Source organism: Mesorhizobium sp. M0983, from assembly GCF_040318975.1.
Lineage (GTDB): Bacteria > Pseudomonadota > Alphaproteobacteria > Rhizobiales > Rhizobiaceae > Mesorhizobium.
Window position 1 is genome coordinate 170,036 of the sequence record NZ_JAMYNH010000009.1, and the last position, 24,110, is coordinate 194,145.

Annotated in this window: 25 protein-coding genes; 12 read left to right on the forward strand and 13 right to left on the reverse strand. The window is 62.8% G+C overall.

Annotated elements, in window-relative coordinates; genetic code table 11:
• Positions 1 to 61: 61 nt before the first annotated feature.
• The 6 genes from NKH71_RS18590 to NKH71_RS18615 are packed head-to-tail and all read left to right on the forward strand — an operon-like array spanning position 62 to position 4,435.
• Positions 62 to 799, forward strand: coding sequence for a GntR family transcriptional regulator (locus NKH71_RS18590; protein ID WP_084642406.1), 738 nt, complete (start codon positions 62 to 64; stop codon positions 797 to 799).
• Positions 796 to 1,284: a DUF3830 family protein gene (locus NKH71_RS18595; RefSeq protein ID WP_352482754.1), complete on the forward strand. Its 489-nt coding sequence runs from the start codon at positions 796 to 798 to the stop codon at positions 1,282 to 1,284. The genes NKH71_RS18590 and NKH71_RS18595 overlap by 4 nt, the downstream gene beginning before the upstream one ends.
• Entirely contained in the window at positions 1,285 to 1,638 is a 354-nt protein-coding gene (locus NKH71_RS18600; protein WP_352482752.1) for a TIGR04076 family protein, read from the forward strand.
• Positions 1,635 to 2,690: an aldo/keto reductase gene (locus NKH71_RS18605; RefSeq protein ID WP_352482750.1), complete on the forward strand. Its 1,056-nt coding sequence runs from the start codon at positions 1,635 to 1,637 to the stop codon at positions 2,688 to 2,690. The genes NKH71_RS18600 and NKH71_RS18605 overlap by 4 nt, the downstream gene beginning before the upstream one ends.
• A gap of 8 nt (positions 2,691 to 2,698) precedes the next feature.
• Positions 2,699 to 3,127, forward strand: a complete 429-nt coding sequence (locus tag NKH71_RS18610) for a DUF4440 domain-containing protein (RefSeq protein WP_023716686.1) — start codon at positions 2,699 to 2,701, stop codon at positions 3,125 to 3,127.
• A gap of 48 nt (positions 3,128 to 3,175) precedes the next feature.
• Positions 3,176 to 4,435 carry an ABC transporter substrate-binding protein gene (locus NKH71_RS18615; protein WP_352482748.1) on the forward strand — a complete coding sequence of 420 codons (1,260 nt, stop codon included), beginning with the start codon at positions 3,176 to 3,178 and terminating at the stop codon, positions 4,433 to 4,435.
• Between the two features lie 74 nt (positions 4,436 to 4,509).
• Here the strand turns inward: NKH71_RS18615 and NKH71_RS18620 are convergent, their stop codons facing one another.
• The 3 genes from NKH71_RS18620 to NKH71_RS18630 form a co-directional block, all read right to left on the reverse strand.
• Positions 4,510 to 5,427 carry a sigma-70 family RNA polymerase sigma factor gene (locus tag NKH71_RS18620; RefSeq protein WP_352482747.1) on the reverse strand — a complete coding sequence of 306 codons (918 nt, stop codon included), beginning with the start codon at positions 5,425 to 5,427 and terminating at the stop codon, positions 4,510 to 4,512.
• A 22-nt stretch (positions 5,428 to 5,449) separates the two neighbouring features.
• Positions 5,450 to 5,989: a dihydrofolate reductase family protein gene (locus NKH71_RS18625; protein ID WP_023716688.1), complete on the reverse strand. Its 540-nt coding sequence runs from the start codon at positions 5,987 to 5,989 to the stop codon at positions 5,450 to 5,452.
• 138 nt (positions 5,990 to 6,127) lie between these two features.
• Positions 6,128 to 6,667: an Lrp/AsnC family transcriptional regulator gene (locus NKH71_RS18630; RefSeq protein WP_352482745.1), complete on the reverse strand. Its 540-nt coding sequence runs from the start codon at positions 6,665 to 6,667 to the stop codon at positions 6,128 to 6,130.
• Positions 6,668 to 6,715: 48 nt separating this feature from the next.
• On the opposite strand from NKH71_RS18630, the gene NKH71_RS18635 reads away from it, so the two are divergent.
• Positions 6,716 to 7,897 carry an MFS transporter gene (locus NKH71_RS18635; protein WP_352895247.1) on the forward strand — a complete coding sequence of 394 codons (1,182 nt, stop codon included), beginning with the start codon at positions 6,716 to 6,718 and terminating at the stop codon, positions 7,895 to 7,897.
• A gap of 49 nt (positions 7,898 to 7,946) precedes the next feature.
• Positions 7,947 to 8,375, forward strand: coding sequence for a GNAT family N-acetyltransferase (locus tag NKH71_RS18640; RefSeq protein WP_352482743.1), 429 nt, complete (start codon positions 7,947 to 7,949; stop codon positions 8,373 to 8,375).
• Here NKH71_RS18640 and NKH71_RS18645 read toward each other — a convergent pair whose 3' ends face one another.
• The 9 genes from NKH71_RS18645 to murA all read right to left on the reverse strand — a co-directional run bounded on the left by NKH71_RS18645 (position 8,376) and on the right by murA (position 19,013).
• Positions 8,376 to 9,500, reverse strand: a complete 1,125-nt coding sequence (locus NKH71_RS18645) for an anhydro-N-acetylmuramic acid kinase (protein ID WP_352547484.1) — start codon at positions 9,498 to 9,500, stop codon at positions 8,376 to 8,378. It abuts the gene before it with no gap.
• 5 nt (positions 9,501 to 9,505) lie between these two features.
• Complete coding sequence (locus NKH71_RS18650; RefSeq protein WP_031193321.1) at positions 9,506 to 10,507, reverse strand: serine hydrolase domain-containing protein; 1,002 nt, start codon at positions 10,505 to 10,507, stop codon at positions 9,506 to 9,508.
• Between the two features lie 72 nt (positions 10,508 to 10,579).
• Positions 10,580 to 12,328: an ABC transporter ATP-binding protein gene (locus tag NKH71_RS18655; protein WP_352493946.1), complete on the reverse strand. Its 1,749-nt coding sequence runs from the start codon at positions 12,326 to 12,328 to the stop codon at positions 10,580 to 10,582.
• Positions 12,325 to 13,164 (reverse strand): ABC transporter permease, encoded by an 840-nt coding sequence (locus NKH71_RS18660; protein ID WP_023716694.1) that lies wholly within the window; start codon positions 13,162 to 13,164, stop codon positions 12,325 to 12,327. Before NKH71_RS18660 ends, NKH71_RS18655 begins: the two co-directional genes overlap by 4 nt.
• Entirely contained in the window at positions 13,164 to 14,123 is a 960-nt protein-coding gene (locus NKH71_RS18665; protein ID WP_352895248.1) for an ABC transporter permease, read from the reverse strand. Before NKH71_RS18665 ends, NKH71_RS18660 begins: the two co-directional genes overlap by 1 nt.
• Positions 14,124 to 14,157: 34 nt before the next feature.
• On the reverse strand, positions 14,158 to 15,678 hold the full coding sequence (locus NKH71_RS18670; RefSeq protein ID WP_352789788.1) for an ABC transporter substrate-binding protein: 1,521 nt from the start codon (positions 15,676 to 15,678) through the stop codon (positions 14,158 to 14,160).
• Between the two features lie 99 nt (positions 15,679 to 15,777).
• The gene (gene murQ, locus NKH71_RS18675) at positions 15,778 to 16,683 is read right to left on the reverse strand and encodes an N-acetylmuramic acid 6-phosphate etherase (protein WP_502900393.1); all 906 of its coding nucleotides are present in this window, start codon (positions 16,681 to 16,683) and stop codon (positions 15,778 to 15,780) included.
• 186 nt (positions 16,684 to 16,869) lie between these two features.
• Positions 16,870 to 17,760 (reverse strand): glucosamine kinase nucleotide-binding domain-containing protein, encoded by an 891-nt coding sequence (locus NKH71_RS18680; protein ID WP_352789794.1) that lies wholly within the window; start codon positions 17,758 to 17,760, stop codon positions 16,870 to 16,872.
• Positions 17,757 to 19,013: a UDP-N-acetylglucosamine 1-carboxyvinyltransferase gene (murA, locus tag NKH71_RS18685; protein ID WP_352547495.1), complete on the reverse strand. Its 1,257-nt coding sequence runs from the start codon at positions 19,011 to 19,013 to the stop codon at positions 17,757 to 17,759. The genes NKH71_RS18680 and murA overlap by 4 nt, the downstream gene beginning before the upstream one ends.
• 216 nt (positions 19,014 to 19,229) lie before the next feature.
• On the opposite strand from murA, the gene NKH71_RS18690 reads away from it, so the two are divergent.
• Positions 19,230 to 20,078, forward strand: a complete 849-nt coding sequence (locus NKH71_RS18690; protein WP_023716700.1) for a MurR/RpiR family transcriptional regulator — start codon at positions 19,230 to 19,232, stop codon at positions 20,076 to 20,078.
• Positions 20,079 to 20,121: 43 nt separating this feature from the next.
• Here NKH71_RS18690 and NKH71_RS18695 read toward each other — a convergent pair whose 3' ends face one another.
• A complete protein-coding gene (locus tag NKH71_RS18695) occupies positions 20,122 to 20,967 on the reverse strand; it encodes a FadR/GntR family transcriptional regulator (protein WP_245278491.1) in 846 nt (281 codons plus the stop codon).
• 21 nt (positions 20,968 to 20,988) lie between these two features.
• On the opposite strand from NKH71_RS18695, the gene NKH71_RS18700 reads away from it, so the two are divergent.
• Genes NKH71_RS18700 through NKH71_RS18710 form a run of 3 tightly spaced genes read left to right on the forward strand, consistent with a single transcriptional unit; the run spans position 20,989 to position 24,038 of the window.
• Positions 20,989 to 21,867, forward strand: a complete 879-nt coding sequence (locus NKH71_RS18700) for a fumarylacetoacetate hydrolase family protein (RefSeq protein WP_023716702.1) — start codon at positions 20,989 to 20,991, stop codon at positions 21,865 to 21,867.
• Positions 21,864 to 22,643, forward strand: coding sequence for an alpha/beta fold hydrolase (locus NKH71_RS18705; RefSeq protein WP_352895250.1), 780 nt, complete (start codon positions 21,864 to 21,866; stop codon positions 22,641 to 22,643). Before NKH71_RS18700 ends, NKH71_RS18705 begins: the two co-directional genes overlap by 4 nt.
• 54 nt (positions 22,644 to 22,697) lie before the next feature.
• Positions 22,698 to 24,038, forward strand: a complete 1,341-nt coding sequence (locus NKH71_RS18710; RefSeq protein WP_352493952.1) for a metal-dependent hydrolase family protein — start codon at positions 22,698 to 22,700, stop codon at positions 24,036 to 24,038.
• The last annotated feature ends 72 nt before the right edge of the window (positions 24,039 to 24,110 follow it).

The following is a 24,110-nucleotide window of genomic DNA, read 5'->3' on the forward strand; positions in this document are numbered from 1 at the left end:
GCTATTCGGCTTTAATTTCTTCCGCAAGCCGAAAACGGGTCGAATGGCCACCGGGAACGCCATGCAGAAGGCCGCCATCGAACGGAATAACGAAACGATCGCAGCCCAGCTTACGCCGGTCGGCCGCGAAACCGTGCAGGATCGCGTCTATTCGGAGCTGCGCCGTGCCTTGATCGGCGGCCTTTTTGAGCCGAGTCAGGTGCTGACCATCCGTGGCCTCGCCGACGCGCTGATCACCAGTACCATGCCGGTGCGTGAGGCGCTCGGGCGGTTGATCACCGAGAAGGCGCTGGAGGCGCTTCCCAACCGCTCGGTGCGCGTGCCGCCTATCACGCTGGAGCGTATCGACGACCTCTTGCGCGCCCGCTCCCTCATAGAGGGCGAAGCGATAGCACTTGCCGCTACACGCATGAATTCGCGCCAGATAGCCACGGTCGAAGCCATGCTGGGCCAATGGGACGAGATGCGGGCGCTGAAGCACAAGAAGGATATCGACCGCGAGGCGACGCTCAACCAGAGCTTCCACTTCGAGATCTACCGATGCTGTGGCTCCGCCGTGCTGATCCCGATGATCGAGAGCCTGTGGCTGCAATCCGGGCCGTGCATTCGCGTGGCCATTTACGCATTTTCCGATGCCGGTGAAGTCGATACCGCCCACTACCATCGTAGTATCGTCGCAGCGCTTTCCAGGCAGGATGCCCAGGCAGCGCGCGAGGCGCTGGTGGCGGACATCAGCCGGCCCTTCGCCTTCCTGCGCGACAAGCTCCAATCCGCAAGCAAAGAAGGATTGAGGGCATGACGACGCCTGGCATCAGGATCACCGAGCCACGCTCGAAGCTTTCCGTGACCGCGCTGCTGTTGCCTGAAAAGGCGCCCGACAACGCCGCCTTCCTGCTGGCCTATCTCGAGCAGCCGCGCGTCGTTGCCGGCATCCATGCGATGTGGACCGGGCCGGAAATCTCCTGCCCGGTTCCATCAGCCGAACTTGAGGGCCAAACCTATGCCAGGCCCTTGCCGGCGGAGAACGCAACGCTAACGCCGCAGCCGGGTGACATCGTGTTGTCCTACGTGCCGCCGCGCATGTGGGGCGGCAACCCGAATGCCATCTTCGACATCGGCTTGTTTTATGGACCGGGCGCGCGCTTGCTGTTCCCGATCGGCTGGCTTGCCGGAAGCGTCGTCGCGCAGGTGCGTCCCGAAGAGCGCGATCAATTCGCTGCCGCCTGTGGCGCGATCCGCCGCAACGGCGCCTGTGACATCACCTTCACCCGGGTGGAGATCTGAATGGCCGACGACAGTTTCGAACTCTTCGACCTTCGCGTCGAGGCGGTCGTCCCCGAGGGCAAGCCGATCTATTGCGGTGCCAAGGCCGGCGACTATTTCGAGTTGAAGGGCGAGATGCTGTCGATGCCGACGGGGCAGGGCTTCTCGATCTATTCCATTGCGGCAGTGTTGCCGCTTCTGGCCGCAAAGCAACGCCCGACCCACAGGAACGACTGGATGACTTCGGATGCCGAGATCGCCTGTCCAGATCCCAATTGCGCCAGCCGGCTCAGGATCGTCAGGACCGGCAAGCGGTGGTTCAGTCATTCAGAAACCACGGCTGTGCCGCTGCCCAAGGAGACTGACCAGAGATGACCGCCAAGGCGTTCGAGCTCAGCCCCGGCTACACGATCTCGCGCGTCATTCGTGGCGGCTGGCAGCTTGCCGGCGGGCACGGCGCGATCGACCGCCAACAGGCGGTAACCGACCTGATCGCCACGTTCGACGCCGGCATCGGGACCTATGACTGTGCCGACATCTATACCGGCGTCGAGGAACTGATCGGTGCCGCGCGCCTGCGGCTTGCCAATGAGCGCGGCCTCGACGCCGCCGCCAAGATGAAGGTGCACACCAAGCTGGTGCCTGACCTCGAAAGGCTTTCCAGCATCAGCCGCGACTACATCAGCAGCATCGTCGACCAGTCGCTGCGGCGGCTGAAGACCGAGCGGCTCGATCTCGTTCAGTTCCATTGGTGGGACTATGCGCTGCCGGGCTACGTCGATGCGATGGGCTGGCTCAACGACCTGCGTCTCCGAGGCAAGGTGCGCAACATCGGCACCACCAATTTCGACACGCCGCGGCTGGCCGAGATCCTGGCCGCCGGCGTGCCGCTGGTCAGCCAACAGCTGCAATACTCGGTACTCGACCAGCGGCCGGCCAACAGCCTTGCGGCGCTCGCCAGCCAGCACGGCGTCAGTTTCCTCTGCTACGGTTCGGTGGCGGGCGGCTTCCTCAGCGAAAAATGGCTAGGCGTTGCCGAGCCACAAACGCCACTCGAAAACCGGTCGCTGGTCAAATACAAGCTGATCATCGACGACTTTGGCGGTTGGGAGCTTTTCCAGGAGTTGCTTCGCACACTGAAGGCCGTCGCCGACCACCACGGCGTCGACATTGCCACCATCGCCAGCGCCTGGGTGCTGGAGCAGCCGCAAGTGGCGGCCGTCATCGTCGGCGCCCGCAACCAGGCGCACGCCCTTGCCAATGCCAGAATCATGGACATCGCGCTCGATGCCGACGACCGGGCGAGGATCGCTGCCGTGATCGCGCAAAGCCGTGGGCCGCTGGGCGACGTCTACACATTGGAACGCGACCGTCACGGCCGCCACGGCTCGATCATGCATTACAATTTGAATGCAGGCAGGAAATGAGCGCGGCCATGGACGAGAAGCCCTCCTTGCTTTCCCGCGCCAGTGCCGAAGTGGTCGATCTCCACCGCTTCTTCGTCGACTGGTTCAATGCGGCGAGTGCGGACAATGCAGATTTCAGCCGCTTCGAACGCGTCATGGGCGAAGGCTTCTGCATGGTTGCGCCGGACGGTCAGGTCCTCGATCGTGACGCGGTGCTCGACCATGTCAGGGCAAGCCGCGCCACCTCTGATGGCGATTTCAGTATCTCGATCGAGGATATCCGGGCCGGCTGGCAGTCAGACGACACGATCGTCGTCTGTTACATCGAAGCACAGCAGCGCGGGGGCAAGCACAGCCGCCGCCGCTCGAGTGCGGTCTTCACCACCAGCTCATCGGCGCCCAACGGCGTCGAATGGCGACATCTGCATGAAACCTGGCTGCAGATGCCGGAAGACTGAACAGGTTCAAGGCGTCAATGAGAGTCGTGTAACGAAAGGGGAACAACAATGAAAAAGACCATACTTCAGATCACCACTGCGCTGGCTCTGGTGACAGCGGCCGGTGCAGCGCAGGCCGCGGATTGCAAGATCACGGTCGGCCTCGTCATGGAACTGACCGGTCCCGCCGGCGAATACGGCCAGGCCGGCGCAAAATCGGTCGAAATGGCCTTCCGCGATATCAACGAGGCGGGCGGCGTGCGCGGCTGCGACCTAGCAACCGACACCCGCGACAGCCAGAGCCAAGGCAACATCGCGGTCGATGCCGCGACACAACTCGTGCAGGTCAAGAAGGTGCCGGTGATCATCGGCGGCATCATTTCCTCGGTGTCGATCCCGATCCTGACCTCGGTCACCGCTCCGGCCAAGATCGTCCAGGTGTCGCCTGCTTCCTCGTCGCCGACGCTGACGGCGCTTGGGCGCGACGGCAAGACCAACGGCATCTTCTTCCGCACCATCACATCTGATGCGCTGCAGGGTGTCGCTGCCGCCAAATACGCCATCGACAAGGGTTTCAAGAAGCTGTCGGTCATCCACGTCAACAACGACTTCGGCGTTAACATGGTGGCGGAATTCTCACGCGCCTATAAGGCGCTCGGCGGCACCATCGTCTCCGACACGCCCTACAATGAAAAGCAGTCGAGCTATGCCTCGGAAGTGACCGCGGCGATGGCCGGCGAACCGGACGGGCTTTATCTCGTCAGCACGCCTGTCGACGGCGCGACCATCGCCCGCACCTGGATTTCGCAGGGCGGTGTCCAGAAGTTCCTGCTCAATGACGGCATGAACAGCCCGGACTTCATCGAATCCGTTGGCGCGGATTACCTGAAGGATGCGTACGGCACTTCCTCCGGCACCAGCCCGACCGCATCGACCGAGTATTTCACCAAAAACTACAAGGAATTTTCGGGCATCGAACCCTCGAACCCGGCGGCCGATCGATCCTATGATGCCGGCGCCATCGTCGGCTTGGCCATCGCCATTGCCGGCTCTGAGGATCCGGCCAAGATCAAGGACGCGATGTACAAGGCGGTCGACCCGGCCGGCACGCCGATCTATGCCGGCAAGGACGAGTTCGCCAAGGCGCTCGGCCTGATCAAGGAGGGCAAGCCGATCCGCTACGAAGGAGTCATCGGTCCGGTCGCCTTCGATAAGTATGGCGACATCACCGGCCCGTTCCGGCTCTGGAAGATCATCGACGGCAAGGTGACGACCGACGGCGAAATGACGACGGATGACGTCAACGCCTTGCAGGCGAAACTTCAGTAAGCGCCTATGCCCCGTCCGGCATCGATCCCATTTCATTGAGGTCGATGCCGGACACTTGCAGGTCCTGCTGCCGGTTAGGCCGGCCCGGAAACGACCACCGCACCAGCGGCCGGCATGATCCAGGGGCAGGCATAGTAATCGGTGACGCGATTTATGATCCCGCCAGCGGCTTCGATCCGAACCGGATGGGCCGGCTTCCAACCGTCTTCGCCATGGTGAAGCACGAGCAGCACCGCCTCGCTATCGATTATGCCAATCGCCATTTTCCAGGTCGTCGAGGCTCTTTCGTATTCAACGAAGTAAGGTGATTCCGATAGCCTTCCCTTGAAGCAATCCGCGACTTGCAATTGGGCATCCGCGCTGGTCAGCGCCCGTACCCCGTCCCAGTCGCGGCGATTGAACAGTTCGACATAGCGGCTGAGCAATTCCAGAAGTTCCGGATCGCGCTGGGGCTCCGAACGGACGATTGGCTCGCCTGACAAGGCGGCCAATTTGGAGCGGCCACGGCTCAACGCGGCCTTGACGCCACCCACGGTCGAGCCGACGAGATCGGCGATCTCTTCCAGCGAATAGTCGAAGACATCCTTGAGCAGGACGCAGGCGCGTTCCTTGGGCGGCAGGTGGATAACCAGCCGTTCGATCGCGCGATCCGCGCCGTTGCCCACCGGCTCGACCGGCAGGATGATCTCGTCTTCGACGAAATTGGCCTCCGCATGCTGACGCACCTGCCGGCTTCGCAGGAAATCGATGCAGCGATTATGTGCAATGCGAAACAGCCAGGGGCGAAGAGCACTCGCATCGTCCAGCTTCTCGATCTTCCGATAGGCCTCGAACAGCGCCTCTTGCATCACGTCTTCGGCGTCGAGCGTCGAACCGGTCATGCGTGCACAGTAGCGGTGCAGCCGCCCACGCAAATGCGCGACTGTCTCCAGGAAGCCGGCGTAGCGGACGTCGAAAAGCCCGGTCGGGTCAAGTCTTGGCTGCATCTTCATGGGCATTCAATTCGGCGGCGGATCACAGCGGGACATAGGTCAGCGTAATGACGCCGTTCTTGAAACGGTGCGTATCTATAAGCTCCAGCTTGACCAGGGATGGGTCGACATCCTGGAAAGCGCGTTTGCCATGCCCGACGCGGGTCGGCACGATCGAGAGTTGATACTCGTCGACAAGCCTGTTGGCGAGCAGCGTCTGGTCGAGATTGCTCACTCCATACTTCAGTATGTTGCCGCCGGCCTGTTGCTTGATCCTGGCAATTTCGGCAGCGACGTCGCCTTCGATCAGCGATGCGTTCCAGCTCACCTCCTTGAGGCTGCGCGACGCAACGAGCTTCTTCAGTCCGTTCATGCGGTCCATGTACTTGCTGCCTTTGACCTGCGGCCAGCGCGCCGAAAACATTTCATAGGTGATGCGGCCGAGCAGGAAAAAATCGGCCTCGCCGGCCTTTTCATAGGAGTGCTCCTTCATCTCCTCGTCGAAGAAGGGCGAGGCCCATTCCATTGGCGCTTCGATGACGCCGTCCAGCGAAATGAAGCTGCCCACTATCAATTTTCTCATCGCATATCTCCGGTTGCGCACAGGCGTCCCGTGAGACCCAAGAACCGACGAAAACGAAACGGCCCGATGGATAACCACAGGATGCAGTCTCTAGGACGTTCCCGGTTCGACTTTGGATACGCGTGAGGATCGTTTGAGTTAATAGAGCGGCTTGGCCATGTGCCGGGGCGTCGGCCACTCCGTCGTAATCCCCGGCTGCACTGGCCGCTCCAGATAGGTCGATAGCACCACGTAACTTCGCGTCGAGGTGACGCCGGGTGTTTCGTAGAGGCGCGACAGCAGGCCTTCGAGCGCCCGCGTGTCCTCGGTGCGGACCTTGATCAGCATGCATGTGTCGCCGGCCACCGAATGGATCTCCTCGACTTCGGGATGTTCGGAAATCGCCATCAGCTCCGGCGTCTTTCCCCACCCCTTGGTATCGATATGGACGAAGGCGAGCAGCGGCTTGTGTACCGCCTTGGGATCGATGATGGCCGCGGTGTTGCGGATGGCGCCACTCCGCCGCAGGCGCTTGACGCGTTCATGGACTGCCGGCGGCGAAAGGCCGACGCGGTCGCCGAGCTCGGCATAGCTGATCGTCGCGTCGTCGACCAGGACGCCTAATATTTTTCGGTCGATTGCATCGATATCGCGGGCGGCAGGCCTGTTCTGCGGAATGCCATCTGTTTCTTCATCCATATTAAAATTCCCGATTGAAGCAGAATTTAATACGGCCATTATTGCCATATGTCGAACAGTGATCAAGTCGCCACATTCGCAGCGGCCCCCAAGCCGCCAATCCCGGCACTCGCTTACCTGCTGACCGGGTGCATTGCCGTGATCGGCTCGAACTCGCTTGTGCTCGGTCCGATTGCACCGGCGGTGGCCGCGTCGTTCGGCACAAGCGTGCCGGCGGTCATGATCGCGTCCGCCGCGTTCGGGCTCGGTACGTCGGCAAGCGCCTTGTTCCTGGCGCGCTACATCGACCGGCTCGGCGCCCGCCGCATGCTGCAGGGAGCGTTGCTGCTGCTGGCAATAGCGCTCGTCGCCAGCGCTGCGGCGCCGACGGTGACGGCGCTGGTCGCGGCCCAGCTTCTCGCCGGCATTGCTGCGGGTGTCGCCATGCCGGCAATCTATGCCAGCTCCGCCGCGATTGCGCCGCCCGGTCGTGAAAGCGGGACCATCGGCGTCGTGCTGACCGGCTGGACGCTGAGCATGGTCGCCGGCGTTTCGCTGTCGGCCGTACTTGCCGACCTGGTGCATTGGCGCGCCGTGTTCGCGGCGGTCGCGGTGCTCGCAACACTCGCATTGGCCAGCCTCACGTTGACGTTGCTCAGCGACGTCAGGAAGAGCGGTCAGGCACCGACGCCGCTGGGCGCCTTGGGTATTCCCGGCATAGTGCCGCTTCTGGTCGCCTGCGCCGCCTTCATGACGGCGTTTTATGGCGTCTATGGCTATCTCGGCGATCACCTTCACAACGGCCTGGGACGGCCGGTCAGTGCCAACGGGCTGGCCGCGCTCGCCTATGGCGCCGGCTTTGGCACGGCGGCACTTCTTGACGGCGTCATCGATCGTCTGGGCGCGCGGCGGGTCATGCCGTTTGCCTATCTGCTCGTCGCGCTCGTCTATGTCGCGATTGCTGCGGCAAGTGGCAGCTTCGGCCTGATCATAGCGATGATAGCCGTCTGGGGCCTTGCCAATCATTTCGGGCTGAACGTCCTGGTGATGCGCCTATCGGCGCTCGACCCTGCGCGCCGCGGCACGATCATGGGTTTGAACAGCGCGGTGACCTATCTCGCGGTGTTCGTCGGCACCACGGCGTTCGGGCCGCTTTATTCCACGTTCGGGTTTGCGGCATCGGCGGTGGTTGCAGCCTTGCTCATGCTGATCGCTGCTGCGGCAGTGGCGTGGCGTTCGCCGAAGCTATAGCGCAGCAAGGCTTGCGTCTCGGCCCGGTCCTTCGATAGATGCTCGTTGGATGGACAATACAACGCTTGAGACAACCGCCAATCCCTTGCCGCACGAGCTGGCTTTTCTTGGAGAGCGGCTTGCGGCGTTCAACGACAGCGATGTCGGCGCCTCCGGCAGGAAGACATTGGCCGTGTTCGTGCGCGATGAGCACGGCGCGATTGTCGCCGGCATCTCGGGATACACCGCCTGGGGCTGGCTCTATGTGCAATGGCTCTGGGTCGATGAAAAGCTGCGCGGCCAGCGCATGGCCGGCCGGATGCTCGAGGCAGCCGAGAGGGAGGCGATGGCGCGCGGCTGTCACGGCGCCTGGATCGACACGTTCAATCCCAAGGCCGCCAAGGCCTATGAGCGCCAAGGTTATCGACCGTTCGGTGCGCTCGCCGACTTTCCCATTGGCCGAAGCCGTATCTTCCTGCAGAAGAAATTGGTGGCTTAACTAGCCGGCAAGGCGTCCGCCGCACATCGGCTGTGGCACGCCGGTCGTGCTGGGGAAGCTGATCGGCAAGCCCCTAAGCACGCGCACAGCCAGGAAGGCAAAACACTCCGCCTCCACCGCGTCGCCCTTCCAGCCAAGCGCCTCCGCCGGCACGGCTTCGACGCCGGCGCGGCTGGCAAGCATGGCCATGATCGTTGGGTTGTGGCGACCGCCACCGCTGACCACCAGCCGCTTCGGCCGGCGCGGCAGAAGATCGAGCGCCTTGCCGACCGCGGCCGCGGTGAAGGCCGTCAGCAGGGCAGCGCCATCCTCGGCATTCATCCCGTCCGCCATCGAGGCGCCGAAATCGAAACGGTCCAGCGATTTCGGGTATGGCTTGGTCAAGTACGGGTGCTGCAGGAGCTTGGCCAACCGTGCCTCATCGACCGTCCCGACGCGAGCCAGCGCGCCGTCGCGGTCCATTTCGCCAAGCCCCTTCGACTTGATGAAGTCGTTCAGCGGCGCGTTGGCGGGTCCGGTATCGAAAGCGATGACATTGTCCTTGCCGTCCCACCAGGTGATGTTGGCGACGCCGCCGAGATTGAGCACCGCCGTGTCGCCGCTGGCGTCGGCTTCGCGCAGCAGCGCGGCGTGATAGGCCGCCGACAGCGGCGCGCCCTGGCCGCCGGCGCGCATGTCGGCCGAGCGGAAGTCATAGGCGACCTTGGTGCCCAGGATGGCATGCATCAGCTCGCCATCACCGAGCTGGCGACTCTGGCCCAGTCGGCCTACTTGCGGGGCACGGTGCAGCACGGTCTGGCCATGAAAGCCGACGACGCCGATGTCGGCCATGGTCAGGCCGTGGCTTTCGACAAGATCCTTGACCGCCGCAGACTGGGCGCGCGTCAGCGCTTCCTCTGCCTCGTGGAAGATTGCCGGTTCCGGCCCGGTGAAATTCCAGTTCCTTGCCTGCCTAAGCGTCTCTTCCAGCAAGGTCCGGATCGACTGCGGGTAGGGGGCCAGCGTGTAGGTGCCGAAATCCGCGATCCGCTCGCCGTCGGTCTTGATCAGCGCGACGTCGATATTGCCGTCCAGCACGGTGCCGGTCATCAAGCCGACGGCCCACATTGGTTCGCCATTTTTCATGATTGTCAGGCTCCGTTGACGAGATCGCCGACCGCTTGGCGAAGCGCTGCGATCCCGCTGTTGAAATGACGTGTCGGATGGATCCGGTTGGTGAGCAAGGTCCACGCTCTGCTTTTGTCGAAGTCGACCCAAAGCCCGGTGCCGGTGAAGCCGGTATGCCCGATGGTTTCGGGGCTGCACAGCCGGCCGCCGGACCAGCCTTCGTAGGGTCGCTCCCAGCCATGGGTGCGGGTTGCCGACAAGGGCGTGCGCATCAGCGCTATCGAGCGCTGCGACGCGCCGGTCCCGTCCAGCAGCCCTCGCGCAAAGTCGAGGACCGAAGCTGCCGTTCCGAACAGCCCGGCGTGACCGGCCCCTTGCAATGCCGAGCAATTGTCGTCGTGGACCTCGCCTGACAGCACGCGATAGCGCCATGTGCAATCTTCTGTGGCCGCCGCTTGACCCGGTTCGGCGGAGAACGCGAAGCCCGGACCGGGATCCATGTCGCGAATGGTCTTGCCGGACAGGCGCTCCAGGACGAAGCCGAGCAGAATGAAGTTGATATCGGAATAGACCGGCTCCCCGACCTGCCACTCGCGCTGCAAGACAAAGGCGCGCAACAGCTCGGGGTCACGCCCATAGGTGTAGATCGGCGCGACGGCGGGAAACGGTGTCTGATGGCCGAGACACTGGCGAAACGTCACCGTCCGCTCCCAGGCTTTTTCGTCATATTGGCGAAGGTCGGGCAGGACCGAAATCAGCGGCGCCTCGAGGTCGATGACGCCTTCTTCCGCCAGTGCCAATATACGCGGCGTGCTGAAGATGATTTTTGTCAGGGATGCCAGATCGAACCAGGTTTCGGCATGCATCGGCCGCACCTTCGGCACCCGCTGGGCCGAGCCGATTGCCCGGACGACGCGTTGGCCGTCCCGGTCGACCATGCCGAGCACCCCGCCGGGAATGCGCGACGCAGCCACCGCCGCTTCGAGTGGGGCAAACGCCCGGTCGAAAAGATCATGGTCGATCAATTGCGGCCTCCGTCTGAAAAGCAGCGATCCGTCCCACTCCCTCTGGCCTTGCATCCGTCTGGGCGACAATCATCACACTTCCACCCGTACTCTATGATCCGGCCCGAACTGCTGCCATTTGGCCGGGCCCGGCTCAAATCCCAGCGGACGCACGAGCGAGGGAACCTGGCGCGTGTCCAGCTCGAAACGTTCATGCCGCCGGTCTATGGTGGGAACGGCCGCGATAAGCTGTTTGGTATAGGAGTGCTTCGGCTCCGAGAGCACCAATCTGGCATCGCCGATCTCGACGATCTGGCCGGCATAGATGACCGCGATGCGATGGGCGATCCGCTCGACCACAGCCATGTCATGCGAGATGAACAGATAGGCCAGCCCGAATTCACTCTGCAGCTCGATCAAAAGCTCCAGCACTCTGGCCTGCACCGATACGTCGAGCGCCGAAACCGCTTCGTCGAGGACGACAACGGAGGGATTGAGCATCAGCGCACGGGCAATGCACAGCCGTTGGCGTTGGCCGCCGGAGAATTCGTGCGGATAACGCTGCAGGCTGTTTTCCGGCAGGCCGACGCGGTTCAGCAGCGCGGCCATTTTCGCTCGCGTCTCAGCAGTTATCCGCCCGCCCGTGGCGATCACCGGTTCCGCAAGAATGCTTTCGATGGCGAGCCTGGGATTAAGCGAGCCATAGGGATTCTGGAACACCATCTGCACGGGAAGGGCGCTCTGCCCGGCGGCGGCCTTGCGCGTGCTGGCCAAGATTGTGCCGCGCGTCGAGCGCACCAGCCCCAGAATCGCACGGGCGGCGGTGGATTTTCCGGAACCGCTCTCGCCGACGACGGCCAATGTTTCGCCCGGCATCAAGTCGAAATCCACACCGTCCACCGCATGCACGGCACCGCTGGCGCGGCTGAAAAAGCCACCCTTGACGGGAAATCGCACCACGAGGCCATCGACCTTCAGCGCCGGCTCGGTAGCTTTTTGCTTTTCGCGTTGCATGTCTTTGCGTGTCGCACTGCCGCCGGCGAAATGCGGCACCGCATGAAGCAGATGCCGCGTATAGGGATGCTGCGGATCGTCCAATATCTGGTTCAGCGCGCCTTGCTCGACAGCTTCTCCGCTTTGCATCACCATCACCTTGTCGGCGATACCTGCAACCAAGCCGATATCGTGGGTGATGAAGATCATCGACATCCCGGTTTCCTGCTTCAACTCGGCGAGCAACGCCATGATCTGCGCCTGCACCGTAACATCCAGCGCCGTCGTTGGCTCGTCGGCAATGAGCAGGCGCGGGTTGCAGGCGAGCGCCATGGCGATCATCACCCGCTGCAGCATGCCGCCCGAAAGCTGGTTGGGCGTGTATTTCAGCCGCCGTGCTGCGTCGGGAATGCGCACACGGTCGAGCGCGTCCTTGGCCGCCGCCGTCGCTTGCCGGCCGGTCAGGCCGCGATGCAGGCGAAACGACTCCTCGATCTGCCTGCCGATGGTCAGCACCGGATTGAGCGAGGTCATCGGCTCCTGGAAGATCATGCCGATTTCGCCGCCGCGGATCTTCGTCAGCTGCGGCTCGGCCGCGGCGGTCAGGTCGAACATGCTGCCGTCGGCCCGCTTCAGCTTGATCGAGCCCGCGGTGATGCGGCCGCCGCCATAATCGACAAGGCGATTGATCGAGAGCGCCGTCACCGATTTGCCCGAGCCGCTTTCGCCGACGATGGCCAGCGTTTCGCCGTCAGCGAGATCGAAGCTGACGCCGCGCACGACCTCATTGGCTGACGGCTTTCGGCCGAAGCCGACGCGCAAACCGCTGACGGACAGCAGCGGGATCATGCGATCGATCTCCGCGTCTTCGGGTCGAGCACATCGCGCAACGCATCGCCGAGCAGGTTGAAACCGAGGATGCTGATCATGATCGCCACCCCCGGGAAGATCATCAACCAGGGAGCCGTCTCCATCAGGTTGCGGCTGTCGCTCAGCATCAGGCCGAGCGACGCGGCGGGCGGCTGCGTGCCGAGCCCGAGGAAGCTCAAGCCGGCTTCGGTGAGCAGGGCCCAGGCCAGCGCCAGCGTCACCTGAACGGTCAACGGCGCGACCAGATTGAGCAGCAGATGCCGTGTCACGATGTAGCTCGAGCTGCTGCCGAATGTGCGGGCCGCGTCGACGAACTCACGCGCCTTGAGCGACAGAGCCGGGCCGCGCACCACGCGCGTGAAGATCGGCGTGTAGACGATGGCAATGGCGACGACACTGGTCCAGGTTCCCGGTCCCGCAACCGCGACGATCAGCAGCGCCAGCAGGATCGCCGGGAATGCCAGCAGCACATCCATGATGCGCATCACCAGGCCGTCCCAGCGGCGCCCGAACCAGGCTGCCGCCAGCCCGAGCACGGTGCCGGCCAGTGTCGCGAAGGCGACCGAAAAGAAGGCCACGAGGAAGGACTGGCCGATCCCGGTCATCAGCCGGCTTGCGACATCGCGGCCGAACAGGTCCGTGCCCATCCAGTAAGTGCTGTCAGGCGCATGCAGCCGCTCGACCCGGTGCTGCGTCAGCGGATTGTCCGGCGTCAGCCCCAGCATGCCAAGTACGGCAAGCAGCAGATAAAGCGCAACGATGGCACCGCCGATGCGGCCGCTGGTGTGCGCAAGTATGGCCCGCAATGTCGCCATCAGTGCTCGCTTAGCCGAATACGCGGGTCGAGCGCGACATAGGCGAGGTCGACGAGGAGATTGACGATCATGAAGCTGAAGGCGATGAACAGCACGCTTCCCTGCACCAGCGCATAGTCGCGCTGCAGGATGGCGTCCAGCACCATGCGGCCGAGACCGGGCAGCGCATAGATCTGCTCGACGATGACTGCCCCGCCCAGGAGATAGCCGAACTCTATGCCGCTCAGCGTCACGACCGGGATGAGCGCATTGGGCAAAGCATGCCGCCAGATGACGCCGCGCGCCGAGACGCCCTTGCTGCGCGCGGTCCTGACGTAATCGTCGCTCAGCACGTCGAGCATCGCCGAACGCGATATACGGGTGACCGACGCCGCGAAGGCGAAACCGAGCGTGACGGCCGGCAGCAACAGCTGGCCGATATTGCGCAGCGGATCCCGCCACAGCGGCGAAAACTCGCCCATCGCCGGCAAAACGCCAAACCCCGCCGACAGCGTGTAGATGATCAGCAGTGCAAGGACGAAGTTCGGCGTCGATTGTCCGATCATTGCGACAACGCGCACGCCGAGATCGGAAAGCTTCTCATTGTGGGTGGCGGCAAAGATCCCGGCCGGCATGCCGACGACAAGGGCGATGATCATCGACAGCAGCGCAAGCTCCAGCGTCAGCGGGAAGCGTTCGAGGATGACGCCGAGCACCGGCCTGCCATAGGTGGACGAAATGCCGAGATTGCCTTGGAAAAGACCAAGCAGCCAGCGCCAGTACTGGATGAACCAGGGCTGGTCGATGCCGAAATAGGCCGCAAGCGCGTCGCGCTGAGGAGGCGTCAGCAGGCCGGCTTCGGTTCCCAGCATTGCCGTGATCGAATCGCCCGGAACCATCCGGATCGCCAGGAACACCACGATGGACACGCCAAGCAGGACGAGAGGGAAGGTCGCCAGTCGCCGCATCAGATAGTTCACGCGAATAATATCCTCTCGTCCGGCATCGAAGCAGCTACTGGATCGTCACCTTGGCGAGGCTGAACAGCGAACCTGTCGGCACCGGTTCGAATCCTGCGATATTCTTCTGCTGGGCCGTGTAGCTGTAGGACGTGTAGAGCCAGATCCAGGGCGACATCTCAGTGATGTGCTTCTCGAAGTCGGCGAAGATCGCTTTGCGCGCCGCCGGGTCGGTCTCGGTGCGGCCCTTCTGCATAAGGCTGTCCAGCGTATCGTCGATATAGTTCGCCACCTTCTGCAGATTGCCGGTCTTGGTCCAGTAGCGGTTGTACATAGTGTAGGGATCGGCCCTGCCGCCGTTCAGCGCGACGGCCATGTCGAAATCGCCCTTCAGCCAGGCATCGACATAGACGTTGAGCTCCATCATCTTGATATCGAGCTTGACGCCGATTTCGGCGAGTTGCGACTGGATCACCTGGGCTTCCGCCGCTGCTGTCGGCGGCTCGCCGGTGGCGCCGATCACGGTCGCCGAAAAGCCGTCGGCATAGCCGGCCTCGGCCATCAACTGCTTGGCCTTGTCAATGTCGCGCTTATAGCAGAACAACTGGTTCGGATCGGTCGCCAGCGCCGGGATGGTCAGCGGGCCGGTGACCTTGCCTTCGCCGAGCGAGGCGGTGTCCAGCACTTCCTGCCGGTCGATGGCGCAGGAGATCGCCTGACGCACCTTGAGTTCGGTCATCGGCTTGCGGGACGGATTGAGCTGCAGCACGTGATAGGCAAGCACCGGCACGCGGTTCAACTGCAGGCTGGCCTCCTTGGGCACCAGCGTGGCGACAAGCGGATCGTTGAGCAGGGCAAAATCGATCTGCTTGGTGCGCATCGCCGCCAGGATCGCCGTCTCGTCCGGCAGCACGCTGATCTCGATGCCGTCGACACCGGTCGCGCCGCCCGCCCAATCCTTGTTGGCGACAAGCACTTCCTTGGAATTCGGATCCCACTTTTCGAGCTTGAACGGACCCGAGCCGACCGTCGTCGTGCCGATCGAGCCGGCCTTGATTTCGCTTGCCGGGACGATCGCGGCATTGACGTCGCTCATCGCCGTCAGGATCGGCACATCCGGCTGCGAGAGATGGAACACAACGGTGGCTGGATCGGGTGTGTCGATGCTGGCGATCGAAAGAAAGTTGGCGCGGGCGGCCGCACCGGTCTTCTCGTCGAGTATGCGCTCGAAGGATGCCTTGACGTCGGCCGAGGTCACGGCGGCGCCGTTCTGGAATTTTGCTTTCGGATTGAGCCTGAAGCTCAGCTCCTTGCCGTCCGCCGAGAACTGCCAGGAGTCGGCAATCGCGGGCGTGATCTGCAGATTGGCGTCGAGCCGTACCAGCGGTTCATAGATCAGCTCCAGCAACCGCAGCGAGGAGAATGCCGTCTGCTTGTGCGGATCAAGACCGGTGGCGTCCTGCGACCAGGCCATGTGCAGCGTCGCCGCACTCGCCTGCACCGGTGCCGCGGCAATGGCCAGCATTGCCGCAAGCGTCATCCCGGAAAGCAGTTTCTTGCCAATGTGCCGTACCATTGTCGTCTCCCATTATTGTTAAACCTGATGCCTTGCAGTTCCCCGGACCGCTTCAAAGGGACACACGCCCCGGAACATCGGCCCAGCATCCATGCGGTCTTACACCGTCTTTTCGCCTATCGCCTTGCGCAGGAAACCTCCCGCATTGGCAAGCGCCGTACGTGCTTCTTCGACGCCCATGCCGGTGATCGTCACCAGGATTGCCAGTTTTACGTCATTGCCGGTCTGGTCGAGTGCCTGTCGTGCCTGCTGCGCCGCGCAGCCGGTCGTCTGCATCACGATCCTGACCGCCCTGGCGATCAGCTTCTTGTTGCTTGGATTGAGGTCAACCATCAGGTTCTGATAGCTCTTGCCGATGCGGATCATGCTGGCGGTCGACAGCATGTTGAGCACCAGCTTTTGCGCGGTTCCCGATTTCAGTCGGGTCGAGCCGGTGAGGACCTCCGGTCCAACCACCGGAGAGATGGCAATATCGGCAATTCCGGCAATGGTCGATCGCGGATTGCAGGACAGCGCCACGGTGGTGGCTCCCACCTGCTTGGCATAGGTCAAGCCGCTGATGACATAGGGTGTGCGTCCGCTGACAGCGATGCCGACCACCACGTCGCCGGCGGTCAGCTTGATGTCCTGCAGCGCCTTTATTCCCTGCTTCGGATCGTCCTCCGCGCCTTCCGCGGAGTGCACCAGCGCGTCGACGCCGCCGGCGATCAGGCCCATCACCATGTCCTCGGGCACGCCGAAGGTCGGCGGACATTCCGAGGCGTCGAGGACGCCAAGCCGGCCGCTCGTGCCCGCGCCCATATAGACAAGGCGTGCACCTTTCTGGAACGCGCTCACGATCCGGTCCACGGCCGCAGCAATGTCGGGAATGACCTTCTCGACGGCTGCCGCAACGCCTTTGTCCTCGTCATTGATCTTGCGCAGCACCTCGAGGGTCGGCAACAGATCGATGTCTATCGTCTTCGGATTCCGGTCCTCGGAAACCAATCGCTCCAGCTCCGACATCAACCCGTGTTCGACCACTTGCTTGCTTTCAATCTGCTGTGAGCAGGAATGTGATGCGGTGCCAGCCGACGTCCAGTGCCCGCAGCCGGCGACCGGCAACTTGCTTCTGCTTGGTTAACTTTTTAGAATTCGATATTCCTCGTGTCAACGGATTCTAGGAATATAATATTCCTTCAGGCAGGAGCACTATCGCTGACACAGGGATTTCCTAGCCAGGATTATGGCTCCCGAAACCGCATCGCCATCGGCCGGCTTCAGACGTCGGCGGACGTCGGGAGCGAGCCATGGCTCTAGCGGGCTGGACAGACCGCCGAGCAGCGTAACCCGCGGCGCGCCCTTTTCGAACAGCACCCGCACGAACGTGTCGACCTGCTCGGCAGCACCTTGCACGATGCGCCGTCCGGCCGGATCGCCCTGGTCGGCGTGGCGGATCACCATCGGCGCCAAGGCGGCATAGTCGGTCGCGCTGGCGCGGTCCATCCAGGCCACCGCCTCGAACGGATCGTCCCTGAAGCGCTGCATCACCTCGGTCAGCAGCGCCGTCCGCTCATGCCGGCCGTCATGGGCACGCAAGGCAAGCTGCACTGCCTTTAGTCCGAGATCGGCGCCGCTGCCCTCGTCGGAAATCGGAAAACCGTAGCCGCCGACGCGCAGGTCGCGCCCTTCGACAAAGCCGAGCCCGATCGAACCGGTCCCGGCTATGACGATGGCGCCGTCTTGACCCGAATGAGCGCCAAGGCAAGCCGCGACTCCGTCGCTGACGAAGTCGATGCTCGCAAAGCGATGTTCGATGCCACGAAACGCCTCGAGCGCACCCTTGCGGCCGATGCCGGCAAGACCGATGCCGGCGCGGATCCTGGCGATTTCCACCGCCGCGAACCCTGCCTCTTCGATCGCCGCGCCAAAGGCTTTGGCAATCGAGGCCCAGGCCGCCTCTATACCGAGCCGCGTTGTCGCCGGGCCCGACAGGCCTTGCCCGAGCACAGTTCCTGCCTCGTCTTCGATACGCGCCCGGCAGCCGGTTCCGCCGCCATCGACGCCCAGGAAATAATGCGGAGACACCGCGCCGGCACTCATCCACTTATCCGCTCGATCTGGGCGCCACACAGGCGGAGCTTGCGGTCCAGCTGCTCATAGCCACGGTCGAGGTGGTACACCCGGTTGATCGTTGTCTCGCCTTCGGACACCAGGGCCGCCAGCACCAGCGAGACGGAGGCGCGCAGGTCGGTCGCCATCACTTGCGCGCCCTTCAGCTTCTCGCCTCCGCGCACCAGCGCCATGGTGCCTTGCAGCTTGATATTGGCGCCGAGCCGCATCAGTTCGGGCACATGCATGAAACGGTTCTCGAAGATCGTCTCGCGCAACAGCGAAGCGCCCTCGGCACAGCACATTAACGCCATGAACTGCGCCTGAAGATCGGTCGGAAAGCCCGGATAGGGCTCCGTCGTCACGTCGACCGCCTCGAGTGGCCCGTCTCTCGACACGATCAGCCCGCGGTCGCCCGGCCATATTTTCACACCGGCTGCTTCGAGCAGCTGGACGACGGATGCCATGTGCTCGAGCCGCGCGTGGGTCAGCTCGAGCTGACCGCCGGTGATAGCCGCTGCGACGGCATAGGTGCCGGCCTCTATCCGGTCCGGGATGATGTCGTGCGTGGCGGCGCGCCAGTCTGTGCTGCCCGCGATCAGGATGCGGTGCGTGCCGGCGCCCTCGATCCGCGCGCCCATGGCGTTCAGGCAGGCGGCAAGATCGGCCACCTCCGGCTCGCGGGCCGCGTTGAGGATCTCGGTCTCGCCGTGTGCAGTCGTCGCCGCCATCATCGCAGTTTCGGTCGCGCCGACCGACGGCGAGCTCAAAACGATGCGCGCGCCTTTCAGTCCGCCCGGCGCAGACGCGACGATCAGCCCGTTTTCGATGGCAATGTCGGCGCCAAGTGCCGCAAGCGCGGCGACATGCATGTCGACCGGCCGTGCGCCGATCGCGCATCCGCCAGGCAGCGAGACCCGGGCATGGCCGAAGCGGGCAAGCAGCGGACCGAGAACCAGCACCGTCGCGCGCATGCGCCTGACTGTGTCGTAGCTTGTCTCCCTAGAGACGGCAGCACTGGCATCGATTGTGGCGGCATGCGCCGATCTGGTGACTTCAGCCCCATGAAGCCCGACGACGCCAAGCATGTTGTCGACATCGGTCACCTCAGGCAGGTTGGTCAGCTGCAGCGGGTGGGGGCTGAGCAAAGCTGCCGCTATTTGCGGCAAGGCCGCGTTCTTGGCGCCGGAGATCGTCACCGCGCCCTCAAGCCTGTGCCCGCCGACGATCCGCAATCTATCCATGGCTCTGCCCTAATCCAAGGTGTCGGCGAGTCTACGCGCTTGCAGGCGATCTTTCATGTCCGAATTCCCGTGCATGTCCGAATCGTTGGTGTGGGCGAAAGGCTAGGCCGAAACCGCACGGATCGAGATTTGATAGATCATTCTTGGCTGTCAATCAGGAACGGAATAATTTATTCCTTGGCTTGGCATTGTCGATGACTGGCAACAGGGGAACGCATGTCCGTCCTGAAGAAGATCGAGGCCAAGCTCGAGATCATGGCGCCCGGCGATCGCGAGATCGGGCGGTACATCGTCGACAATCCCGACCAGATGCTGCGCCTGTCGACGGCGGCGCTCGCCGCCGAAATCGGCCGCAGTCAGTCGAGCGTCGTCAAGTTCAGCCAGAAGCTCGGCTATGCAAGCTATCAGGAGCTCAAGCTCGCCGTCAGCGAGGCCAAGTCGCAGGAATGGCACGTGCCGGCCGGCATGATCCACGGTTCGATCGAGGTCGGCGACAGCTATCTGGTCATCTTGCGCAAGCTGATCGGCAGCAAGCTCTTGTCGATGCAACAGACCGTCGCAGCCAACACCGAGCAGGAAATCGGCAAAGCCCTCGAAGCGTTGAACGGGGCGCGCCGCATTCATCTGGCCGGCGTCGGCGCATCCTCGCTCGTGGCGCGCGATTTCTCCTACAAGCTGATGAAGCTCGGCCGCAACGTGCTGCACGACAGCGACAGCCATGTGCAAATGGCCAATGTCTCGACGCTTGGACGAGGCGACGTGCTGTTCGCGCTCTCCTATTCCGGGGCGAGCATCGAAACCCTGCGGATAGCCGAACTGGCTCGCAAACGTGGCACCACCGTGATCGCCGTCACTGGACTTCGCGACAATCCGCTGAGCCGCGTTGCCGACATTCGCCTCCACACGATCGCCGATGAAGAGCGCGCGCGCTCTTCGTCGATAACCGCGCGCGACGCACAACTGACGCTCACCGACCTGCTGTTCATCCTGCTCGTGCAGAAGCAGCCTGACGCCAACGAATACGTCCACAACAGCGAACTGGCCGTCTCGGTACTGAAGGCTTAGTCGTTGGACGCATCTCACCCGCTCTCCTTGAGCCGCGCGTCTATTAGCGGCCCAGAAGGTTGCGCTCGACTGTCTTGAGATGGGCGAGCATCGCCTGGTTGGCGCTTTCCGGGTCGCGGCGCAGCAATGCGTCCAATATTGTCTGATGCTCGTCGCAATAAACGCGCCTGCGCTCCTCCGAGAATGAGCGCTTTTTCATTTCGAACCACGGCGATTGGTTGCGGATCGTGCGCATGAGATTGTGAATCTCTTTCAGGAAGTCATTGCGGCAGCAGGCGAAGACGCAGTGATGGAACTCGGCGTCCCAATGCTCGAAGTCCGGCATGTCCTCGGCAGCGCATGCGGTCTGATGCGCTTCGCGAACCGCGTTTAGTTCCGCCATGCTGGCATTTGTGGCGGCGAAGGCCGCCGCCGCTGGCTCCAGCAACTGCCTGATCTCCATCATGTCGGCGGGGCTGGTGCCTTCCATCCGCGTGACCGTCGCCGCGATGGAATCGGGATTGGTCGCAGTCAGAAAAGTGCCGCGCCCGACATGCCGGACAACCGTTCCGTCCTCCTCCAGGAAGCCGACGGCACGACGCACCGTATTGCGCGCCACGCCGAACTCGGCCGCAAGGTCGCGCTCGGGCGGCATCCGCCCGTCCTGAAGCCACTCGCCGGCCGAAATCCGTTTTTTCAGCACAGTGGCGATGTCGTTGGCGACGAGCTTGGGCATTTGTTGAGAGCTTTTAATCTGATCCAATGTTGAACCAATACTATCAGCCGGCGCCCTGCCGGTCCAGTACCTGATGAGGTCAAGGCCCGATTTACCGCGACAAGTGACGAAAACCCTCTTGCAGCCTAAACCAATCGGCGATAGCGTGTAACGAAAGAGCTTATATTGGCTCATAAAAGGTTCAGGGAGGAACGAATGAAGGTCGCGACGTTTTCGATTGCAGGCGAACGTCGCGTCGGCGTTGTCGATGTCGACAATCAGTCGGTCGCCCCCTTCGATATCCCTGTTGACCAGGCGCTGTCTGGCGTGCTGGCGCTGTTGCGGCGCAACGGCGCCGGGATGCCGCGCACGCTGTCGCCGGTTCCGCTGGCGCAGGTCGAGCTCGAGGCGCCGATACCTTTGCCTGCCCGCAACATCTTTTGCGTCGGCAAGAATTATTATGAACACGCCCACGAGTTTGCCCGCAGCGGCTTCGATTCGAGCGCCGGTGCCGGCGCCATTCCGCAACATCCGATCATTTTCTCGAAGGTCCCCGAATCGGTCGTTGCAACACATTCGAACGTGCTGATCGACCCTTCCATATCGATTGCGATCGATTATGAGGCGGAACTGGCGGTCATTATCGGCAAGGGCGGACGCGGCATTTCGAAAGCCGAGGCTTACGATCACGTCTGGGGTTATACGATTGTCAACGACGTCACTGCCCGCGACCTGCAGGGAAAATATAGCCAATGGCTAATCGGTAAGTCGCAGGATACGTTTTGCCCGATGGGGCCATGGGCGATCACCAAGGATGAGCTCGACCTGGAAAACGCTTCGGTACGTTGTTTCGTCAATGACGACCTCCGCCAGAATTCCAAAATATCGCTGCTCATCTTCGATATTCCGACGATCATATCGACGCTTTCGCAAGGCATCACCTTGAAGCCGGGCGACATCATCGCCACCGGCACGCCGGTCGGTGTCGGCATCGGCTTTGATCCGCCGAAATATCTCAAAGCCGGCGACATTGTGCGGGTCGAGATCGACGGCATCGGGACGCTGGAGAACCGGATCGTGGAGCGGGTGCAATGACAACTGTCACCGTCGGTCCGATTGTCGCGGAAGTCGCCGGCGAGGGCGAGCCGGTGGTGATGATCCACGGTCTCGGCGGAACCTCGAACATGTTCCAGCCGCAGCTGGAGGCGCTCTCGGCCTACCGGGTCATCCGCCTCGACCTGCCTGGATCCGGCCGCTCGCCGCGGCCGCTCGATCCATTGACGATCGAGCTAATGAGCGACGCCGTCATCCGCGCCATGGCGGGCATGGGCGTCACCCGGGCGCATTTCGTCGGCCACTCCATGGGCACGATCGTCTGTCAGTTGGTCGCAGCGATGCAGCCGTCGCTGGTCAGGTCGCTGGTTTTGTTCGGTGCTCTCGCCGAGCCGGCCGAGGCGACGCGGCAAGGCCTTGCCAACCGGGCGCGATTGGCGCGATCGGGCGGTATCGCCGACATCGCCGACCAGATCGTCACCAATGCGCTGTCGGCACATACCAGGGAAACCTCGCTGGCCGCCGTCGCCTTCGTGCGCGAATCCATCACCAGGCAGGACCCGGAAGCCTATGCCCGCACCTGCGAAGCCCTGGCCAAGGCGACGGCTGTGGATACGCGCCGGATTTCAGCGCCGACCCTTTTGGTTACCGGCGACGCCGATACGGTCAATCCGATGAGCGTCGGCCAGGCGCTTGCCGACAGGATAAAGGGAGCGATATTCTTGTCTTTCGATCGGTGCGGACATTGGGCCACGGTGGAGTGCCCTCGCGAAAGCAGCCAAAGGCTCGCCGATTTTTTGAGACGCGTTGATAGGTGAGGATCGGAATTCGGGCGTAAAAACAGTGCGCTCGACAGTTTGGGAGGTTTTCTGATGGCAGACGACGGCTGGAACGGAAACGGTCCGGGCAGCACGCTCTTTACCAATGTGCGCGTGCTCGATGCGACCGGCGAATACCCCTACACCGGCGAAGTGCTGGTTCAGGGCAACCGTATCAAGCAGATCACCAAGGGCTCGTCGCGTTTCGGCTCGCCGGCTGTGTCGTCCTCCTACAGCGGCTTGTCAGGCGGTGTCACAACGATCGACGGCATGGGCGCGACGCTGATGCCGGGCATGATCGACGCGCATCTGCATCTCTCCTGGAACAACGCGCCCGGCATCGACCCGATCCAGATGATGGAGGTGGAAGAGCACATGCTGGTCACCATGGAGATGGCCAAGCTGGTACTCGACGCCGGCTTCACTGCCGGCCGCGGCGCCGCAGCCGCCAAGCCGCGGCTCGACGTGGTGTGCAAGAAATTCATCAATCAGGGGCGTTTTCCCGGACCGCGTTACCTCGCCGCCGGTCCCGAGATCACGACGGTCGGCGGCCTCGGCGATTCCGCGCCTTCGCACATTCCGCATGAAGGCCTCAATCTCGGCATCGTCGTCTCAGGTCCCGAGGAAATCCGCCGCACGGTGCGCCAGCTGATCAAATACGGTGTCGATTCCATCAAGCTCAATCTGTCAGGCGAAAGCATCACCGGCATGGGCGCCGAAGAAACGCCAATGTCGGAGGAAGAGGTCGCCATGGCCGCCTCCGAGGCGCGCTGCCGCAACAAGGTGCTGTCGGCACATGCGCGCTCATCCGGCTCGGTCAAGCAGTGCGTCCGTCATGGCATCCAGAACATCTACCACGCTTCGTTTGCCGACGAGGAAGCTCTGGACATGCTCGAGGCGGCCAAGGACAAGCATTTCGTGGCCCCCGGCATCGCCTGGCTGATCAACACCGCGCGCCATGCCGAGCAATGGGGCATCAAGCCTGGTTCGCCGCTTTCGCTCGAATATGAGCGTGAGCTCGAAATGTGCATCGAGACGATGAAGAAGATGCATCGACGCGGCATCCGCGTCTGCATCGGTGGCGACTACGGTTTTGCCTGGACGCCGCAAGGCACCAACGCCAAGGACATCCAGACCTTCGTCGAGATGCTTGGCTTCTCGCCGATGGAGGCAATCCAGGCCGGGACCAAATATGGCGGACAGATCATGGGGATGGGCGACGAGCTCGGCATGATCAAGGAAGGTTATCTCGCCGATCTGCTGTTGATCGACGGCGACCCGATATCGGACGTGCGCATCCTGCAGGACAAGAACCGCATCCTCGCCATCATGAAGGACGGCAAGTTCCACAAGGCGCCGCGCTTGAATGAGCAGCGCCGCCGGCTGACCGCATGAGCATTCTGGACCGGCCATCTTCGCCCGACATTTCGCGGCCTAAGACTTCGGGGCTCGAGATTTCTGGCGGCG